Raw genomic sequence first — 14535 nt, forward strand, 5'->3', positions numbered from 1 at the left:
GGTGGCGGCGGCCCCACGCAGTAATGTCGGATTACGGGTATGCCGAGCGACAGCGAGGCACCCAGTGGTGGGGCAAGAGCGTTTTGCTTACTTTTGCGCTCCTTTCAAAAGTGAGGCGCTGTAAAAGCGCAACCAATGTCAGCCTTCACCGCAAAAATGGATATGCACACAAGAACAAACGCATCATGGATATCAACCGCACCCTGCAAGAACGCCCTAGGACTATGCACCTTTACCGGCTGTCTTTTGCAAATTTGCACTGTTAGCATCGTGACTGTCATCTCTCGCAGCCTATAAAACAAAAACGAACAGGGAGTTTGTAATGACTGCATCTGCTTCAACTGCCCTCAAGACGCTCACCGACAACAGCATTCTGGCCGAGGTGCGCAATCACATCGGCCACCTGACACTCAATCGCCCGGCGGATCTGAACGCCATTGACCTGAGCATGGTGCGCAGTCTTCAGGCGCAACTGGACGCCTGGGCCCGGGATGACTCGGTGTACGCCGTAGTCCTGCGCGGTGCCGGAGAAAAGGCGTTTTGCGCCGGTGGCGATATTCGTTCGCTTTACGACAGCTTCAAAAATGGCGAGACCCTGCATCAGGCTTTCTTTGTCGAAGAATATGCCCTGGACCTGACTATTCACCGTTACCGCAAGCCGGTTGTCGCGCTCATGGACGGTTATGTCCTGGGGGGCGGTATGGGACTGGTGCAGGGCGCGGATCTGCGGGTGGTCACAGAGCGAAGCCGCCTGGCTATGCCGGAAGTGGCCATCGGATACTTTCCGGATGTAGGTGGCAGTTACTTTCTGCCGAGAATTCCCGGCGAGCTGGGGATTTATCTGGGGGTGACGGGCGCGCAGATCGGCGCGGCAGACGCTTTGTACTGCGGCCTGGCGGACTGGTATCTGCACAGCGACGCGCTGACAGAGCTGGACAGAAAGCTCGACCGCCTGCAATGGCGCAATCAGCCACTCAAGGATCTGCAAGGAGCGTTGGCGAAAGTCGCCAGTCAGCGCTTGCCTGATCCACCGATGGAACAACTGCGGCCCGCCATCGACCATTACTTCGCGCAGCCGGACATCACGAGCATCATCGAACAGCTGCGTGAAGTTGCCGTGTTCGACACCCATACCTGGGCTTTGAACACCGCAACGCTGATGGAGAGCCGCTCGCCACTGGCAATGGCCGTGACGCTGGAAATGCTCCGGCGCGGGCGTCATCTGTCGCTGGAGGACTGCTTCGCGATGGAGCTGCATCTGGATCGACAATGGTTTGAGCAAGGCGACCTGATCGAAGGTGTCCGCGCACTGATCATCGATAAAGACAAGAAGCCGCAATGGAATCCGCCCACTGTTCAAGCGTTAAGCGCCGAGCGTGTGCAAAGCTTTTTCAGCGGCCATGGAGATTGAGTGATGCACGATATCGAACTCACCGAAGAACAAGTCATGATCCGCGACATGGCCCGGGATTTCGCCCGCAACGAGATCGCGCCTCATGCGCAAGCCTGGGAGAAAGCTGGCTGGATTGATGACGTACTGGTCAGCAAGATGGGCGATCTGGGTTTGCTGGGCATGATCGTGCCCGAGGAATGGGGCGGTACCTACATCGACTACGTGGCCTACGCGCTGGCAGTCGAAGAAATTTCTGCTGCTGATGCCGCAACAGGCACCTTGATGAGCGTGCACAGCTCGGTGGGTTGCGGGCCGATTCTGAATTACGGCAGCCAGGAACAGAAACACACCTGGCTGGCCGAATTGGCCAGCGGGCGAGCCATTGGCTGTTTCTGTTTGACCGAACCGCATGCCGGTTCTGAAGCTCATAACTTGCGCACGCGGGCCGTGCTGCAAGGCGACGAGTGGATAATCAACGGTGCCAAGCAGTTCGTCAGCAATGGTAAACGGGCACAGTTGGCGATTGTGTTTGCGGTCACCGACCCGGAGCTGGGCAAAAAAGGCCTTTCGGCGTTTCTGGTGCCCACCGACAACCCCGGTTATGTGGTGGACCGCTCAGAACACAAGATGGGTATTCGGGCATCCGATACCTGCGCTGTGACGCTAAACAACTGCCGTATTCCTGCCGCCAATCTACTTGGCGAGCGCGGCAAAGGCCTGGCCATCGCCCTCTCGAACCTTGAAGGTGGGCGAATCGGCATTGCCGCTCAGGCGCTTGGCATCGCCCGCGCTGCGTTTGAAGCGGCGTTGACCTACGCACGGGAACGGGTGCAGTTCGACAAGCCAATCATCGAGCATCAAAGCATCTCCAACCTGCTTGCCGACATGCATACCCGCATCAATGCAACACGCTTGCTGGTCCTGCACGCAGCGCGACTGCGCAGTGCGGGCCAACCCTGTTTGTCAGAAGCATCGCAGGCCAAGTTGTTCGCCTCAGAGATGGCCGAGTCGGTCTGCTCCAAAGCGATCCAGATTCACGGTGGGTATGGCTATCTTGAGGACTATCCCGTCGAGCGCTATTACCGGGATGCCCGCATCACCCAGATCTACGAGGGTTCCAGCGAAATCCAGCGACTGTTGATTGCGCGGGAGCTGAAGCATTATCTGATCTAATCCTTGCGTGGACCGGCTTAGCCGGGAAAGGGCCGGTACAGCCGCAGCATCTCTATCGTCAGGAAGGCAGCCTTCCCGGCTAAGGCCGGTCCCACGGCAAATCAGATCATGTAGTGACTCAAAACCGCTCACGCCCCAGCAGCGTTACCAGCAAGGCCATGGAATCGGCATTGCTCATGATGATTTTGGCGCGTGCATGCGCATCATCGAGAAAGACATCCCGGGCAGCATCAATGGTCGGAGCTCCCGTCAGCTTCAGGACCCTCTGTTTAGCCCCGCCATCCTCTGATTTGAGGTCCCGCAACACTCCCTCGTCTTCGATCAGAAACAACTCATCACGAGGGGTGAGATGGGACAACTTGCTCTGGTGTTTCGCCTGCTCTCTTTTCAAACGCGCCCGATACTCGCCGGCATCTTCTAGCAGATCGAGGAACGGAAGTTCTGAATCCACATAAACGATGTCTACGGTTTTGCCGGCAATGTGCGAAAGCTCATGAATCAGTGCAGTCGCCCGGTAATGGGCACCGGTGTTAAAACCACCCAGGCGCGATTGCGCTGGTTTGAGGCGGACAAACGGTGAACAGAAATACCGCTCACTGAAAAACACCCGTTGCAATGGATCATTCGTATAAGTGAAGGCCGTCGTGCCTCGGGAGTTGAGCTTGTTGGTTCCGACCACATAACGGGGTGAAGAATGTGGCGACAGCGTAGGGTCCAGCACCAATCGGTAGATATCGGTGATCGCTTGTTTGATGGGGATGACAAGCTTGTTACTCAGGCTTGTGACCCCGAAGAAGTCTTTGATGATTTGCTCGACACGAGGATCCAGAACGCGGCGCGTGGCACGAACGGTCAGATTTTCCAGAGCGTAACGCAGGTAGATCCGTGCCTGGCGATGAGCTTCGACAATCTGCGTGGCCTTTAGCGGGTACAGACGCTGGATCTCGGCCATCCCACGAGCCTCAACGACAAAGACGTCATCGACGTTGCGATCTGTCAGATCGGTCTTGAACCGGGTAAGCGCACCACCATTGCGTCTGCTACCCAGGTCAGTATCAAATTCCCAGCGTTTGTGAGCATCCAGCCTGATCAGAGGCCCCTCTTTCTCCCCTTCAATCACACACCAGCCCTTCAGGGCTTTTTTTACCTGGAACACCCTGCCGGACACCGCGGCGTATTGCTTGAGCGTCGCCGGATCTTTGAAAACCTGGAGCGCATCATTTTTTTCCAGCTGGCTCAGTGATATATCGTGCACTTCGAACTGCCGCAGACGAATGTCCAGCTCCCGCTGCATTTGCTGATCATGCCAGTGGGATTCCGCCAGTTCCTCGGGGTCTCTGTCGCCTTCCGCCAGTAGCGAAGTCTCTCCACCCAACTGCTGACCAGTGGAGATCAGCACCAGTAATGCGGCTGCAAATTCGGCAGCCGCCTCGCCCCACTCATCATGGTTGGCCGAATTGAGTGACGAATGAAACAGGTCTTTTGCCTGCCATAACCCCAGAAGCCCGCCAACCCTTCCGGGTAAAAACGTCAGGGACTGCTCAGCCCCCAGCAGCATCAGGTAGCGCATCTCGGCGCGGTCGGCCTCAGCGGTGGTGACACTGCTTCTTTTCGCAATAAGCATCATCACCTGTTGCGCAGCACGAAACAGGCAGGACAAAAAGTTTTCCTGCGTCGCTTCGACCTTGATTTGCACAGGCCCTGGGTGAGATTCACCCAGATCGCTAACCCCCCCGACAAACCAGGAGAGACGCGGCTGCAGGAAACCTCCCCGGTTGTAGATAAATCGCACCGTTGGATCCAGGCGCTCAAGGACCAGAGCCTGCAGCTCTTCGTTGGTTTGCAGGTCGGTGAGAAAATCACTCTGGCTGGCGTATTCCTTGAAGATGTAGTCCGGATTGGCAATCATGTGCAGGATCCAGGGCCCCTCATCCTGTTTTTCCGGGCCAATCAGGTAAATCCCCGCAGCCACGTCGACGAGGTAGTCTGGAGCGGGCAGCAACTGCAGCGGGCAGAAAATAATCTTTCGGCCGTCAAGGGGCAGCCGTGCGAAGCCATCGGGCATGCTGACCACGTTTTCAATGAGGTTGTACGCCGTGCTGGTCAGCTTCCCTTCGAGCATGGACTGAAAGGCGGCGAGAAGCAGCGCACAAGGGGCTTGCTCGAGAAACTGCCCGAGGCGCTCGGCATAGTCCGGCGCGGTTTCCTTGAACTTGCCAGCCAGATATTGCTGATACCCGGTACCGATATCCAGCGTTCGCGCCAGATTGCGCACATAAATTGCGTCCAGCGAGGCAGGTAGAGGTGTCGTGCCATTAGTCGAGACACTGAGCGACGCATCCTGGAAATTGGAAAAACGATTGATGGCGAAGTCAGACAACGATTCGCTGAGGGTGCTGGTCGCCGCAGGAATTGAAGACGGCACCTGGCCGGTACCAACGGGTGCCACGGTGTAGTGAGTGAGGGTGATCGATATTTGCTCGGGATCAAGTTGTGCGGTGGGGTAATCCTTCTCTAGCCGCTCTCGCAGTTGCACGACGGTGTACTGATCCAGACTGGAGAGCGACACGATTCTCTGCTTCGAGGTGTAAAGCTGCCAGAAGCGCACCATCAATTCTCTGAACGCCAGCAAATCGCGTTCAGAAGCCTTTTTCAGCCAGTCAGGCAAACGTCCGGCCAGCAACGAGAACTCCAGCTGGCCAGACAACGTATCTATCACGGTACGCGCCTTGTCGTCTGATTCCATGGGAACCAGCATTTTTTTCAGCAGCCCGGCGTCGGCTTGCCATTCAACTGCCGTACGGTAAACCGCTTCGATGCCAAGGCATTGCCTGCGCCATTCGTCATCCACCAGATGCTTGATAAAATCATTTTCGACCCGCGCCAGGCTGACAGTAATGGGTTGGCTGAGGCCTTGCCTGAAGTAATTATGGAGCCTGTGCCGGTCAGCTTCGGCCACCAGGGCCAACCACCTGTCTCGAGACTCGGGATAGGCCAGCCTGGCATTGAGATCCAGTTGAAGGTCACTGAGGCTTTCGAACTCCCGCAAGCCAAGCACCGCCGAACATTGCAGCGGCTTCCCATCGCCATTCAATGGCTGCTGAAGGATAAAGACATTGGTGAGCTTTATCGGAGGCTGATTACTGTCATAAACAAGAAACGGAACCGAGACTTCGACGGCCTCGAAACCAAAGTGCTCGCGCAGTTTGAACACCGGCCGATCAAGAACCTGCTGAAGCATGCCCAGCCCGTGACTGCTCACCTCTCGGGCTTTGCCGTGCATGCTCAAGGCCAGCCTGAGCAACCCCTCCCGAATCAACCGCGAGGCATTGGCCGAAATGACGCTGGAGCCGGCTACCCGCAGGTGTGATCCGTGAAAGCTTCTGATCTGCCGGAAATATTCGCCGGTGAATGCTCTTTGCGCGCGATCCATCACGTGATTGAGCAAATCAGGTGTCAGCCACGTCAGATGCCGGGAGTACACCGAATCAAGCGGGTCAAAATAAACAAGGCAATCCTGCGAGACCTTTGCCTGGCGGTGGCCGGTCACCCGCTCGACCAGTAACACCACCAGACTGACAACGCTGTCGTCGTCCTCGCGATACCACATGCGCTGGGCATCGACAGCGTCATCGTGCAGTACCGAAAAATACCGGTTCAGCAATCGGCGAGCGCAATCCGTAACAGCGGGATGAGCATCGAGAATACTGTCAATCCGCATGCGTGTATCACGCAGATAAGTCGCCCAAAGTAACGGCGCGGCGTTGCCTGCATCCTTGAGATGGATATCCAGTGAGGACATTCTGGACGGCGAACTGAAGCTGGACCAGAGTTCCTCGGAGCTTTCCATCTCTTTGCTCCATGACTTGGCGTCATCTGGGAGCAAGAGCCGGGGATCGAGCAATCTACGGATATCGAGCGCTCCAGCAACGGCTACCGACGCGTGAGCAGGCGATTTGAAACCCAGTTTGAGAATGCTCGCGAGGTTGCGCTTTTGCAGCGCAATGACCGAATCCACGAGCCTGATGAAGGGCGTTTTGCTCACCGGGTCGAGACGTAAATGCACGTTCCCCTGAGCGCGCAGCAACAGGTCGTCATCAAGCGATGTGTAGCCGAGAACTTCTGCTCGACCTTCGATCCTGAAAAAGTACTCAGCGACGGCTCCGACGCTGCTGAAGCGCCGCAAGCCCGGTTTCGCGCTGTACAGAAAAACGTCCGGCAGTTCACTCGAGCTGAAACCGATCAAGATAACGCCTGCCAGCTTGAGCGGGTCCTGATTGTGTATCGCGATGGATAACCGCGACATCTCGACCTCGTGCGATACGCTTTCACCCGGTTGGCACAGTGATTTGAGCGCGGCGTATTCCGCCGCAGTGACGGTGCCGTCCTGTCGGCTGCTCAGCAAATGCTGACGGAAACACCCGATAAAAGCCTGTCCTGCCAGATCCCGGAGGCTCATGTCGCCCTCTATCGGGGTACGCCAGTAATCCTCCAGCAGGTTTTCATAGACACCGACCAGCCCGCTGCTGCTGGTGACCGCTCGTTGCCAGGATCTTGCCTCGTCCCCCGCCAGTTCCCGCCCCTCGCTGTCCAGCCACTGCTGACGTATACCGATGCCCAGCGGCCTCCCGCACCAGGCCCTGGTCGCCACGTCGACCAGAGTCTGCGTACCCAAAGTGACACCATCCTGTTTCGAACTGTCCAGCTGCTTCACCTGAGCAATATGGGTCAGCACGTTGATCGTCGTCCCTGGAAAACGCGTATCGACCTCTTGTTGCAGGTTATGGCCTATGGCCTTCTGCAACGAGGGTACACGCTGCAAGTGTTCAGCCATTTGTTGGAGCTGCTGCGCCTGCTGATCAATGATTGCGAACATGCGCTGCTCGGACAGCCGTCCTTCAATCAGCTCATACTCGAATTGATTCGGATCGCCATATTGCAGGCCATACCGGGTCGTCAACCCGGCCACTAATGCCTGACGATCATCGAATCGCTCTACACCGTTCAGGGCCGTGCACAGATAAACCTCAGGTGTGAGGTTTTTCGAGTCACTGATCAACAGCGCGCCTGCCAGTTCGGCATGCATCAGCCCGCCGTCGCCACGGGACAGCAAATCAACCCGCGGCGCGGTGGCCTCCTCGTCCTGCGGATCAATGAGCAATCGAAGCCAGGTGGCTTGCGGATCAGTGATGCGCTCCGCCTGAAGCGCATCGTCGATGTCCTGGGAAAATCGTGAGTCAAGCGACCCGGAATAAAACCAGGGTGAGTCTGTAGCTGACATGACAAGTTCCTTTTGCAATAAAAACCCATCGCCACTCAGGGCGATGGATTGAAAGAGCGAAGGAGCTTATCGGGGGCTAAATCATTACCGACGGTACATAAAGCAGTGTATTGCCAATATCAGACCACTCAGGCTTTGTGGTTCTGCTCGACCCAGGTCGCATAGGCATTGATGAAGGTTTGCAGGAAAGGCTTGGTCTGCTCGGAGAGCGTCCCCGCTGCATCGAAGAATGTCCCGGCATTGCCCAGATAGGCCTCCGGCTGCTGCAAGCACGGTACGTTTAGAAAGACCAGGGCCTGACGCAGATGATGGTTGGCACCGAACCCGCCGATGGCGCCTGGTGAAGCACTGATCACCGCACCGGGCTTGCCACTCCAGGCGCTTTTACCGTAAGGACGCGAGCCCACGTCAATGGCGTTCTTCAGGGCACCCGGAACCGATCGATTGTATTCAGGTGTCACGAACAACACGCCATCGGCTGCGCTGATTTGCTGACGGAACGCCGTGTAGCTCTCGGGGCTTGAAGTAGCCGTGTCGATGTCTTCGTTGTACAGCGGCAAATCACCGATTTCGACAATCTTCAGTTGCAGGCTGGCCGGGGCCAGGTCAGCGAGGGCCAGAGCGATCTTACGGTTGATGGAATCAGCGCGCAGACTGCCCACTACTACGGCGATTGAGTAAACCTGACTCATGAATATTTCCTTCAACGTATGAAAAGAGCCACTAGTTATAGATCAAGTCGCGGCCAAGGTGCAGATTGCATTGCTGTGATTGAGCATTAAACAGCACAAACAGCCCAAAATCCGGCCATGACTATTTTTTAATCGCGGGCAAACTCCACGGCCAAACAGCGGTCTACTTCGCTTGATTGCGTACTGCGCACGACGTTTTGTCAGAGTCATGCAAGATGTGAACCCGACGCTCGATGCGCAGTGTTAGCATGCAACAGTAAACATGCGGTTATCTTCAGAGGTTACAAAGCAAATGGCTTCAATCAAGGTTGGACAATTTCATGCACGCGATGCCGAAGGCCGTGTTTATTCGGTGCATGAGTTCCGGGAACAGCTGTCTGAAGCGAGTGGCACGGAGCCTGTTTCAATCTACAAGCTGGCGATTGGCGACCGGGTCAACCATCTGGGTGGCGATGAGTTTCAGCTGGTCCAGTCCGGCATAACCATGACTCGTACGTCCTGATACGGTCGGCGGTCTGGAGGAGCGATCCGGTTCTCACAGGCTCTGCTCATGACGTGGGACCGGCTTTAGCCGGGAAGAGGCCGGTATAACCACAGACATTTCATCGTCTTCCCGGTTACGCGCAACTCGTAGGAGCGGCTTCAGCCGCGAGCAGATCGATGCGCCAGCAGTGTCTGTGTGGCTTGATATTCAGCCCTCCCGGCTAAAGCCGGTCCTACGGCTAGGCACAGCTGGTCAGCTAAACAATAGATACCAGAAGATCGCGGATTCGCGTGTCTGAGGGTCGATGGCGCGGTAACGCAGGTGGTCTACCCCACCGACAACGAATCCATACTGCTCGTATAACCGGCAAGCAGCCAGGTTGTTGTTCTGGGTTTCCAGCATGATGCCTGGCAAATTCTGCTTGCGCGTCCAGAACTGCGCGACATCCAGCAGCGACCGCGCCACACCGTTACGGCGCGCCGATGCATCGACGGCCAACTCGTCGACGTGCGCAAAACCGTTCCAGTGCCGACTCAGGACCATGTGCCCTACGGCACGCTCGTCCAGCCAGGCAACCATCACCGTGCTGTCGGCGGCGTCCCGATGGTCGCAAAATTCCTGAGAGTCGATGCCATAGTTTTTGCTGTAAGGCTCGACCGCTTCGACCTGCCATTGCTCAACACGCTGCCCCACTTGCACCGCCGCATAACCGCTGACCGTGAAAGTGAATTCGCTGTTGAGGATGTAGTCCTCGAAGCATTCGTCTGCAACGCGAATGCTCAGTGCCGGATTAGCCAAGTTCGTGAGTCCATTCAGTTGCCAATGAATCGGTCGAGCGTTGCGTTACGCCTGTCGGGCAGCGGCTGCGGCTTCCTGTAACTGCACCCACAACGCCGGGGCGCCAGCTGCCTTGGCAATGGCCGCCATGCGCACATCGTGTTCGGCCAGGTCGTTTTCACTGGCACGAATGACACGGCATGGCTGACGGTCAGCCGGCAAACGACGAATTTCGGTTGCCGTATTACCTGAACCTTCACCAGAACCATTGCCGTCACTGGCGTTACCTGCCAGCGACAGACTGGTCTGGCCGCCGGTCATGGTCAGATAGACGTCAGCGAGAATCTCGGAGTCGAGCAATGCGCCGTGCAATTCACGGCCGGAGTTGTCGACGCCATAACGTTTGCACAACGCATCGAGGCTGTTGCGCTGACCCGGGTGACGCTCACGGGCCATCATCAAGGTGTCGAGCACGGTGCAGTGCTGAGTGATATCAGCTCTGTCCTGCTGACCGATCAGGGCAAATTCGTTGTTGATGAAGCCAACGTCGAACGCCGCGTTGTGAATGATCAGTTGCGCACCTTTGATGAATTCGAAGAACTCATCCGCCACTTCAGCGAAGCGCGGCTTGCCGACCAGAAATTCGTTGGTGATACCGTGGACGCCGATAGCGCCTTCGTCACTTTCCCGGTCCGGTTGCAGATACACGTGGAAATGCCGCCCGGTGAGGCGGCGGCCCATCAGTTCGACGCAACCGATCTCGATCACCCGGTGGCCATCGGTGACCGGCATACCGGTCGTTTCGGTATCGAGTACTACGCTACGCATGTTTGATGCCTCTTACTTCATCCACACCACGGTTGGCCAACTGGTCTGCCCGTTCGTTACCAGGGTGACCAATGTGGCCGCGGACCCATTTCCAGGTCACGGTGTGGCGATTGACTTGTTCATCCAGCAGTTTCCAGAGATCGGCGTTCTTGACCGGTTCCTTGGCAGCCGTTTTCCAGCCGCGCTTCTTCCAGTTGACCATCCACTCGGTGATGCCTTTCATCACGTACTGCGAATCGGTCACCAGCAGAACTTCGCAGGGACGCTTGAGTTCTTCCAGGCCGCGAATGGCACCCAGCAGCTCCATGCGGTTATTGGTGGTATTGGCTTCGCCGCCCCACAGTTCCTTTTCAACGCCCTTGCAGACCAGCAACGCGCCCCAGCCGCCAGGCCCGGGATTGCCCTTGCAGGCGCCATCAGTGAACAGTTCAACGGTATCGCTCATTACAAACATCCAGAATGGGTTGGCTTTGCTATTCAGGCTCGCACGTGTCTCGGTTGACCTTGGCCATGGGCAGCGGGATCAGCTTGCCCATGGGCTCGCGGCGTAACTCCCGCAAAGGTCGCAATCCTACCACCAGCTTGCGTGCAACCAATAAATAGAAGCCGCCGCCGGGGCTTTGCCAGCCATCGCCGAGACGCTCCAGACCAGAGAGACGTGCTTGCCAGCTCGCGGCAGCAAGCGGCGGACGATAGCACCCGAAGCGGCGCTTCTCCAGCGCGAAGCCCAGCAGATTCAGCCAGTCGGCGACCCTTGACGGGGAAATGCAGCGAGCCTTGTGCAACGCGTCTTTGGCAAAAACATGCCGCAGGCCCCACGTGCTCCAGGGGTTGATACCAACAATCAACAAATGGCCGCCGGGCCGCACGCTGCTGGCTGCCTCGCGCAACAAACCGTGGGGTGACAGGCAGAAATCCAGACCGTGCTGCATGACCACGACGTCGGCGGCATGCTCGCTGAGGGGCCAGGCCTGTTCTTCACAGACAATCTCCACCCCGGGCAAGGGCGCGCCCAGGCGCACATTGCGCTGAACCTGCTGTGCAGCGGGCGGTGTTTCGGCCGAAGGACCGTAATGCACCAGATAACCCCCAAAAAAGCGCCCGAGTTCTTCTTCCAGAACCCGCCGCTCCTCATGCAATAAAAGCTGGCCCAACGGGCCTGACAGCCAGTCGCGCGCTGAACTGATCAGCGCCAGCCACTCGGGATCAGCCTGCGCGAATGCTTCATCGGTCATGTGTGATCCTCGCATCGAGCGTCATCAGACTCTAAGATGCCTCATTGTTTCCAGCTAAGCGAACTGCGCCATGATACAGATTGATGCCCTGCCGGCTTTTACCGACAACTACATCTGGTTGTTACAAGATCCTTCCAGCAAACGCTGTGCTGTGGTGGATCCGGGCGATGCTGCACCGGTCATCGAGTGGCTGGAGCAACATCCGGACTGGACCCTGAGCGATATCCTGATCACTCACCATCACCACGACCATGTGGGCGGCGTCGCGCAACTCAAACAACGCACGGGCGCCCAGGTCGCCGGTCCTGCGACGGAAAACATTCCGGCGCGGGACATCAGCCTTGCCGATCGCGATCAAATCAACGTACTGGGGCTGGATTTCGACGTCATTCTCGTACCTGGCCACACCCTTGGCCACATTGCTTTTTACCACGCAAGGTCAGAGAAGCCGTTGTTGTTCTGTGGCGACACACTTTTCGCGGCGGGTTGTGGGCGTCTGTTCGAGGGCACACCAGTACAAATGCACCAGTCGCTGGGTCGCCTGAACGAATATCCAGATGACACGCTTGTGTACTGCACTCACGAATACACACTGAGTAATCTGCGCTTCGCCCAAGCGGTTGAGCCTCACAACACCCACATTGCAGAGCGCCTGGCACAAGTCAGCCAGTGGCGCAGTGAAAATCGCATCAGCCTGCCGTCAAATCTTGCTCTGGAACGTCTCACAAACCCGTTCATTCGCACCAGTGAAACATCTGTTAAACAAAAAGCGGACGAACGGACCGGGACCGATAATCAGTCGCCAAGCGAGATTTTTGCTGCCCTGAGGGCCTGGAAGGATACGTTCTAAAAAGCGCGACCTGGACCCTGAAAGTTCTCAAAGGTTGACCATTGGCAGGGGGGTTTCTAGAATCGCCCGACATTTTCGCCTGGAACTATCTCCCAGCCAATGTCGTCATCTATACGCAGCACCCTTAATTCAGACGCATTGACTCGGTTAGCTCAGGCTATTGCCGTAGCCGTGAGCGCCACGCTCGCCGGCTGCCAGACCACTAGCCACGTCGAACCCAGCAGTAGCCACCGCACGCCCAATCTGGCCGCGGGCATCAAGCAAAAACCGATCTTTCTCTCTCATAAACCGGCCCCACTTGCGCCACCGCAAGATGTCTGGGAGCGCATGCGTCAGGGCTTCCAGTTGCAACAAGGCAACGGCCTGAACCCTCGCATTGACCAGCAACGCCTCTGGTTCGCCAACAACCCGTCGTTCCTTGAGAACGCCGGTGAACGCGGCAGTCTGTACATGCACTACATCGTTGAACGCCTCGAAGAGCGCAATATGCCGCTTGAGCTGGCGCTGCTTCCGGTCATCGAAAGCGCCTACAACCCCATGGCGGTCTCCCGAAGTCAGGCAGTAGGTCTGTGGCAGTTCATCCCGTCCACCGGGCGTTACTTCAACCTGCGTCAAACCAACTTCTACGACGGTCGCCGTGACATTCAGGCGTCCACCGTTGCCGCACTGGATTACCTGACACGTCTGCACGATATGTTCAACGGCGACTGGCTTCTGGCACTGGCGGCTTATAACGCGGGTGAAGGCACGGTCAGCCGGGCTATAGAGCGTAACGACAAGCTCGGTCTGCCGACCGACTACTGGAATTTGCCTCTGCCCCAGGAAACCAAGGACTACGTGCCCAAACTGCTGGCGCTGTCCCAAGTGGTGCTGGCACCCGAAGCCTATGGCGTCAACCTTAATCCAATCGCCAACGAACCGTATTTCGACGTTGTAGAACTGAATCAGCGCGTGGACCTTTCCAAGGTCGCCGCCATGGCCAACATCGACGAAGACGAACTGATCCAGCTCAATCCCGCTTACAAGAAGCGCATGACCATCGATGGTCCCAAGCATCTGCTGGTGCCAACGGCCAAGACGCAACTGCTGACCGCCAGCCTGTCGAACATGCAACCTCAGGAGTTGGTGGACTGGAAGCAGTACCGGGTTCGCAAGGGCGACACACTCGCCAGCCTAGCCAGCCGCTATCAGGTTTCAGTCGACTCGCTGAAAAGCACCAACGGTCTGTCCAGCAACAATTTGCGCCTGGGGCAATCGTTGAGCATTCCGACTCAGCCGGGCATGACGCCTTCAAAACCGGTATTCGAAGAGTTGGCGCGTAACGAAAAACCAGCTCGCAGCAGAAACTACACGGTCAAGAGCGGTGAAAACCTGTCGATCATCGCCAAGGCGAACAAGGTCGATGTCAAGGATCTGCAGCGCTGGAACAAGCTTTCCGGGCAGAACCTCAAGGTCGGTCAGACCCTGGTAATGCAGGACAACACCCCGAAAGCCAGAAGCACGGCGACCGCCAGTGCCGCTCCGGCTGACAAGAAGTCCATGCAGTACAAGATCCAGAAAGGCGACTCGATGTACCTGGTTGCCAAACGCTTCAACGTGGAGATGCAACATCTCAAGCGCTGGAACCCGCGCAGCGGCTCGGCTCTCAAGCCGGGTCAGACGTTGACGGTTTATCTGCCGCATTGATCGCATTGTCAAACCTGGCTATCGACCTGTGGGAGGTTCCATGTTCGCCTGCGAGCGGACGTGGGACCGGCTTTAGCCGGGAAAGCGGTATTCCTGAAGCCTTATTATCAGTGAGTGTTCCGGACTCTTCCCGTCT

12 protein-coding genes are annotated in these 14535 nt (G+C 57.1%); 6 read left to right on the plus strand and 6 right to left on the minus strand.

What is annotated here, in order from left to right:
• From H8S59_RS26780 to H8S59_RS08260, 3 genes are all read left to right on the plus strand, one after another.
• The coding region (locus H8S59_RS26780) for a hypothetical protein (RefSeq protein WP_214658246.1) at positions 1-266 on the plus strand (266 nt) is incomplete at its 5' end.
• 56 nt (positions 267-322) lie between these two features.
• Positions 323-1411 (plus strand): enoyl-CoA hydratase/isomerase family protein, encoded by a 1089-nt coding sequence (locus tag H8S59_RS08255; protein WP_187521089.1) that lies wholly within the window; start codon positions 323-325, stop codon positions 1409-1411.
• 3 nt (positions 1412-1414) lie between these two features.
• Positions 1415-2566, plus strand: coding sequence for an acyl-CoA dehydrogenase family protein (locus H8S59_RS08260; RefSeq protein ID WP_095099460.1), 1152 nt, complete (start codon positions 1415-1417; stop codon positions 2564-2566).
• Positions 2567-2684: 118 nt separating this feature from the next.
• On the opposite strand, the gene H8S59_RS08265 is transcribed toward H8S59_RS08260, so the two are convergent.
• A complete protein-coding gene (locus H8S59_RS08265; RefSeq protein WP_187521090.1) occupies positions 2685-7847 on the minus strand; it encodes a dermonecrotic toxin domain-containing protein in 5163 nt (1720 codons plus the stop codon).
• Positions 7848-7975: 128 nt separating this feature from the next.
• The gene (locus tag H8S59_RS08270; protein WP_187521091.1) at positions 7976-8539 is read right to left on the minus strand and encodes an NADPH-dependent FMN reductase; all 564 of its coding nucleotides are present in this window, start codon (positions 8537-8539) and stop codon (positions 7976-7978) included.
• 292 nt (positions 8540-8831) lie between these two features.
• Between H8S59_RS08270 and H8S59_RS08275 the strand changes: the two genes are divergently transcribed.
• Complete coding sequence (locus H8S59_RS08275) at positions 8832-9041, plus strand: hypothetical protein (RefSeq protein WP_027902834.1); 210 nt, start codon at positions 8832-8834, stop codon at positions 9039-9041.
• A 234-nt stretch (positions 9042-9275) separates the two neighbouring features.
• Here H8S59_RS08275 and H8S59_RS08280 read toward each other — a convergent pair whose 3' ends face one another.
• The 4 genes from H8S59_RS08280 to H8S59_RS08295 are packed head-to-tail and all read right to left on the minus strand — an operon-like array spanning position 9276 to position 11863.
• Positions 9276-9821 (minus strand): GNAT family N-acetyltransferase, encoded by a 546-nt coding sequence (locus tag H8S59_RS08280; protein ID WP_187521092.1) that lies wholly within the window; start codon positions 9819-9821, stop codon positions 9276-9278.
• Between the two features lie 45 nt (positions 9822-9866).
• Positions 9867-10628, minus strand: a complete 762-nt coding sequence (gene dnaQ, locus H8S59_RS08285) for a DNA polymerase III subunit epsilon (RefSeq protein ID WP_095099470.1) — start codon at positions 10626-10628, stop codon at positions 9867-9869.
• On the minus strand, positions 10621-11073 hold the full coding sequence (rnhA, locus tag H8S59_RS08290; protein WP_087274467.1) for a ribonuclease HI: 453 nt from the start codon (positions 11071-11073) through the stop codon (positions 10621-10623). Before rnhA ends, dnaQ begins: the two co-directional genes overlap by 8 nt.
• Before the next feature lie 28 nt (positions 11074-11101).
• Positions 11102-11863 (minus strand): class I SAM-dependent methyltransferase, encoded by a 762-nt coding sequence (locus H8S59_RS08295; protein WP_187521093.1) that lies wholly within the window; start codon positions 11861-11863, stop codon positions 11102-11104.
• Positions 11864-11933: 70 nt separating this feature from the next.
• Between H8S59_RS08295 and gloB the strand changes: the two genes are divergently transcribed.
• A complete protein-coding gene (gene gloB / locus H8S59_RS08300; protein WP_095099476.1) occupies positions 11934-12713 on the plus strand; it encodes a hydroxyacylglutathione hydrolase in 780 nt (259 codons plus the stop codon).
• 99 nt (positions 12714-12812) lie between these two features.
• A complete protein-coding gene (locus H8S59_RS08305; protein ID WP_187521094.1) occupies positions 12813-14399 on the plus strand; it encodes a LysM peptidoglycan-binding domain-containing protein in 1587 nt (528 codons plus the stop codon).
• Positions 14400-14535 lie beyond the last annotated feature (136 nt).

The organism is Pseudomonas folii (genome assembly GCF_014357575.1).
Lineage (GTDB): Bacteria > Pseudomonadota > Gammaproteobacteria > Pseudomonadales > Pseudomonadaceae > Aquipseudomonas > Aquipseudomonas folii.

What these genes read in the sequence shown, in the direction of transcription:
- H8S59_RS08265 (WP_187521090.1), bottom strand. Translation starts at nt 7,847, where the DNA reads ATGTCAGCTACAGACTCACCCTGGTTTTATTCCGGGTCGCTTGACTCA.
- H8S59_RS08305 (WP_187521094.1), top strand. Translation starts at nt 12,813, where the DNA reads ATGTCGTCATCTATACGCAGCACCCTTAATTCAGACGCATTGACTCGG.
- H8S59_RS08295 (WP_187521093.1), bottom strand. Translation starts at nt 11,863, where the DNA reads ATGACCGATGAAGCATTCGCGCAGGCTGATCCCGAGTGGCTGGCGCTG.
- H8S59_RS08275 (WP_027902834.1), top strand. Translation starts at nt 8,832, where the DNA reads ATGGCTTCAATCAAGGTTGGACAATTTCATGCACGCGATGCCGAAGGC.
- H8S59_RS08255 (WP_187521089.1), top strand. Translation starts at nt 323, where the DNA reads ATGACTGCATCTGCTTCAACTGCCCTCAAGACGCTCACCGACAACAGC.
- H8S59_RS08270 (WP_187521091.1), bottom strand. Translation starts at nt 8,539, where the DNA reads ATGAGTCAGGTTTACTCAATCGCCGTAGTAGTGGGCAGTCTGCGCGCT.
- H8S59_RS08260 (WP_095099460.1), top strand. Translation starts at nt 1,415, where the DNA reads ATGCACGATATCGAACTCACCGAAGAACAAGTCATGATCCGCGACATG.
- dnaQ (WP_095099470.1), bottom strand. Translation starts at nt 10,628, where the DNA reads ATGCGTAGCGTAGTACTCGATACCGAAACGACCGGTATGCCGGTCACC.
- gloB (WP_095099476.1), top strand. Translation starts at nt 11,934, where the DNA reads ATGATACAGATTGATGCCCTGCCGGCTTTTACCGACAACTACATCTGG.
- rnhA (WP_087274467.1), bottom strand. Translation starts at nt 11,073, where the DNA reads ATGAGCGATACCGTTGAACTGTTCACTGATGGCGCCTGCAAGGGCAAT.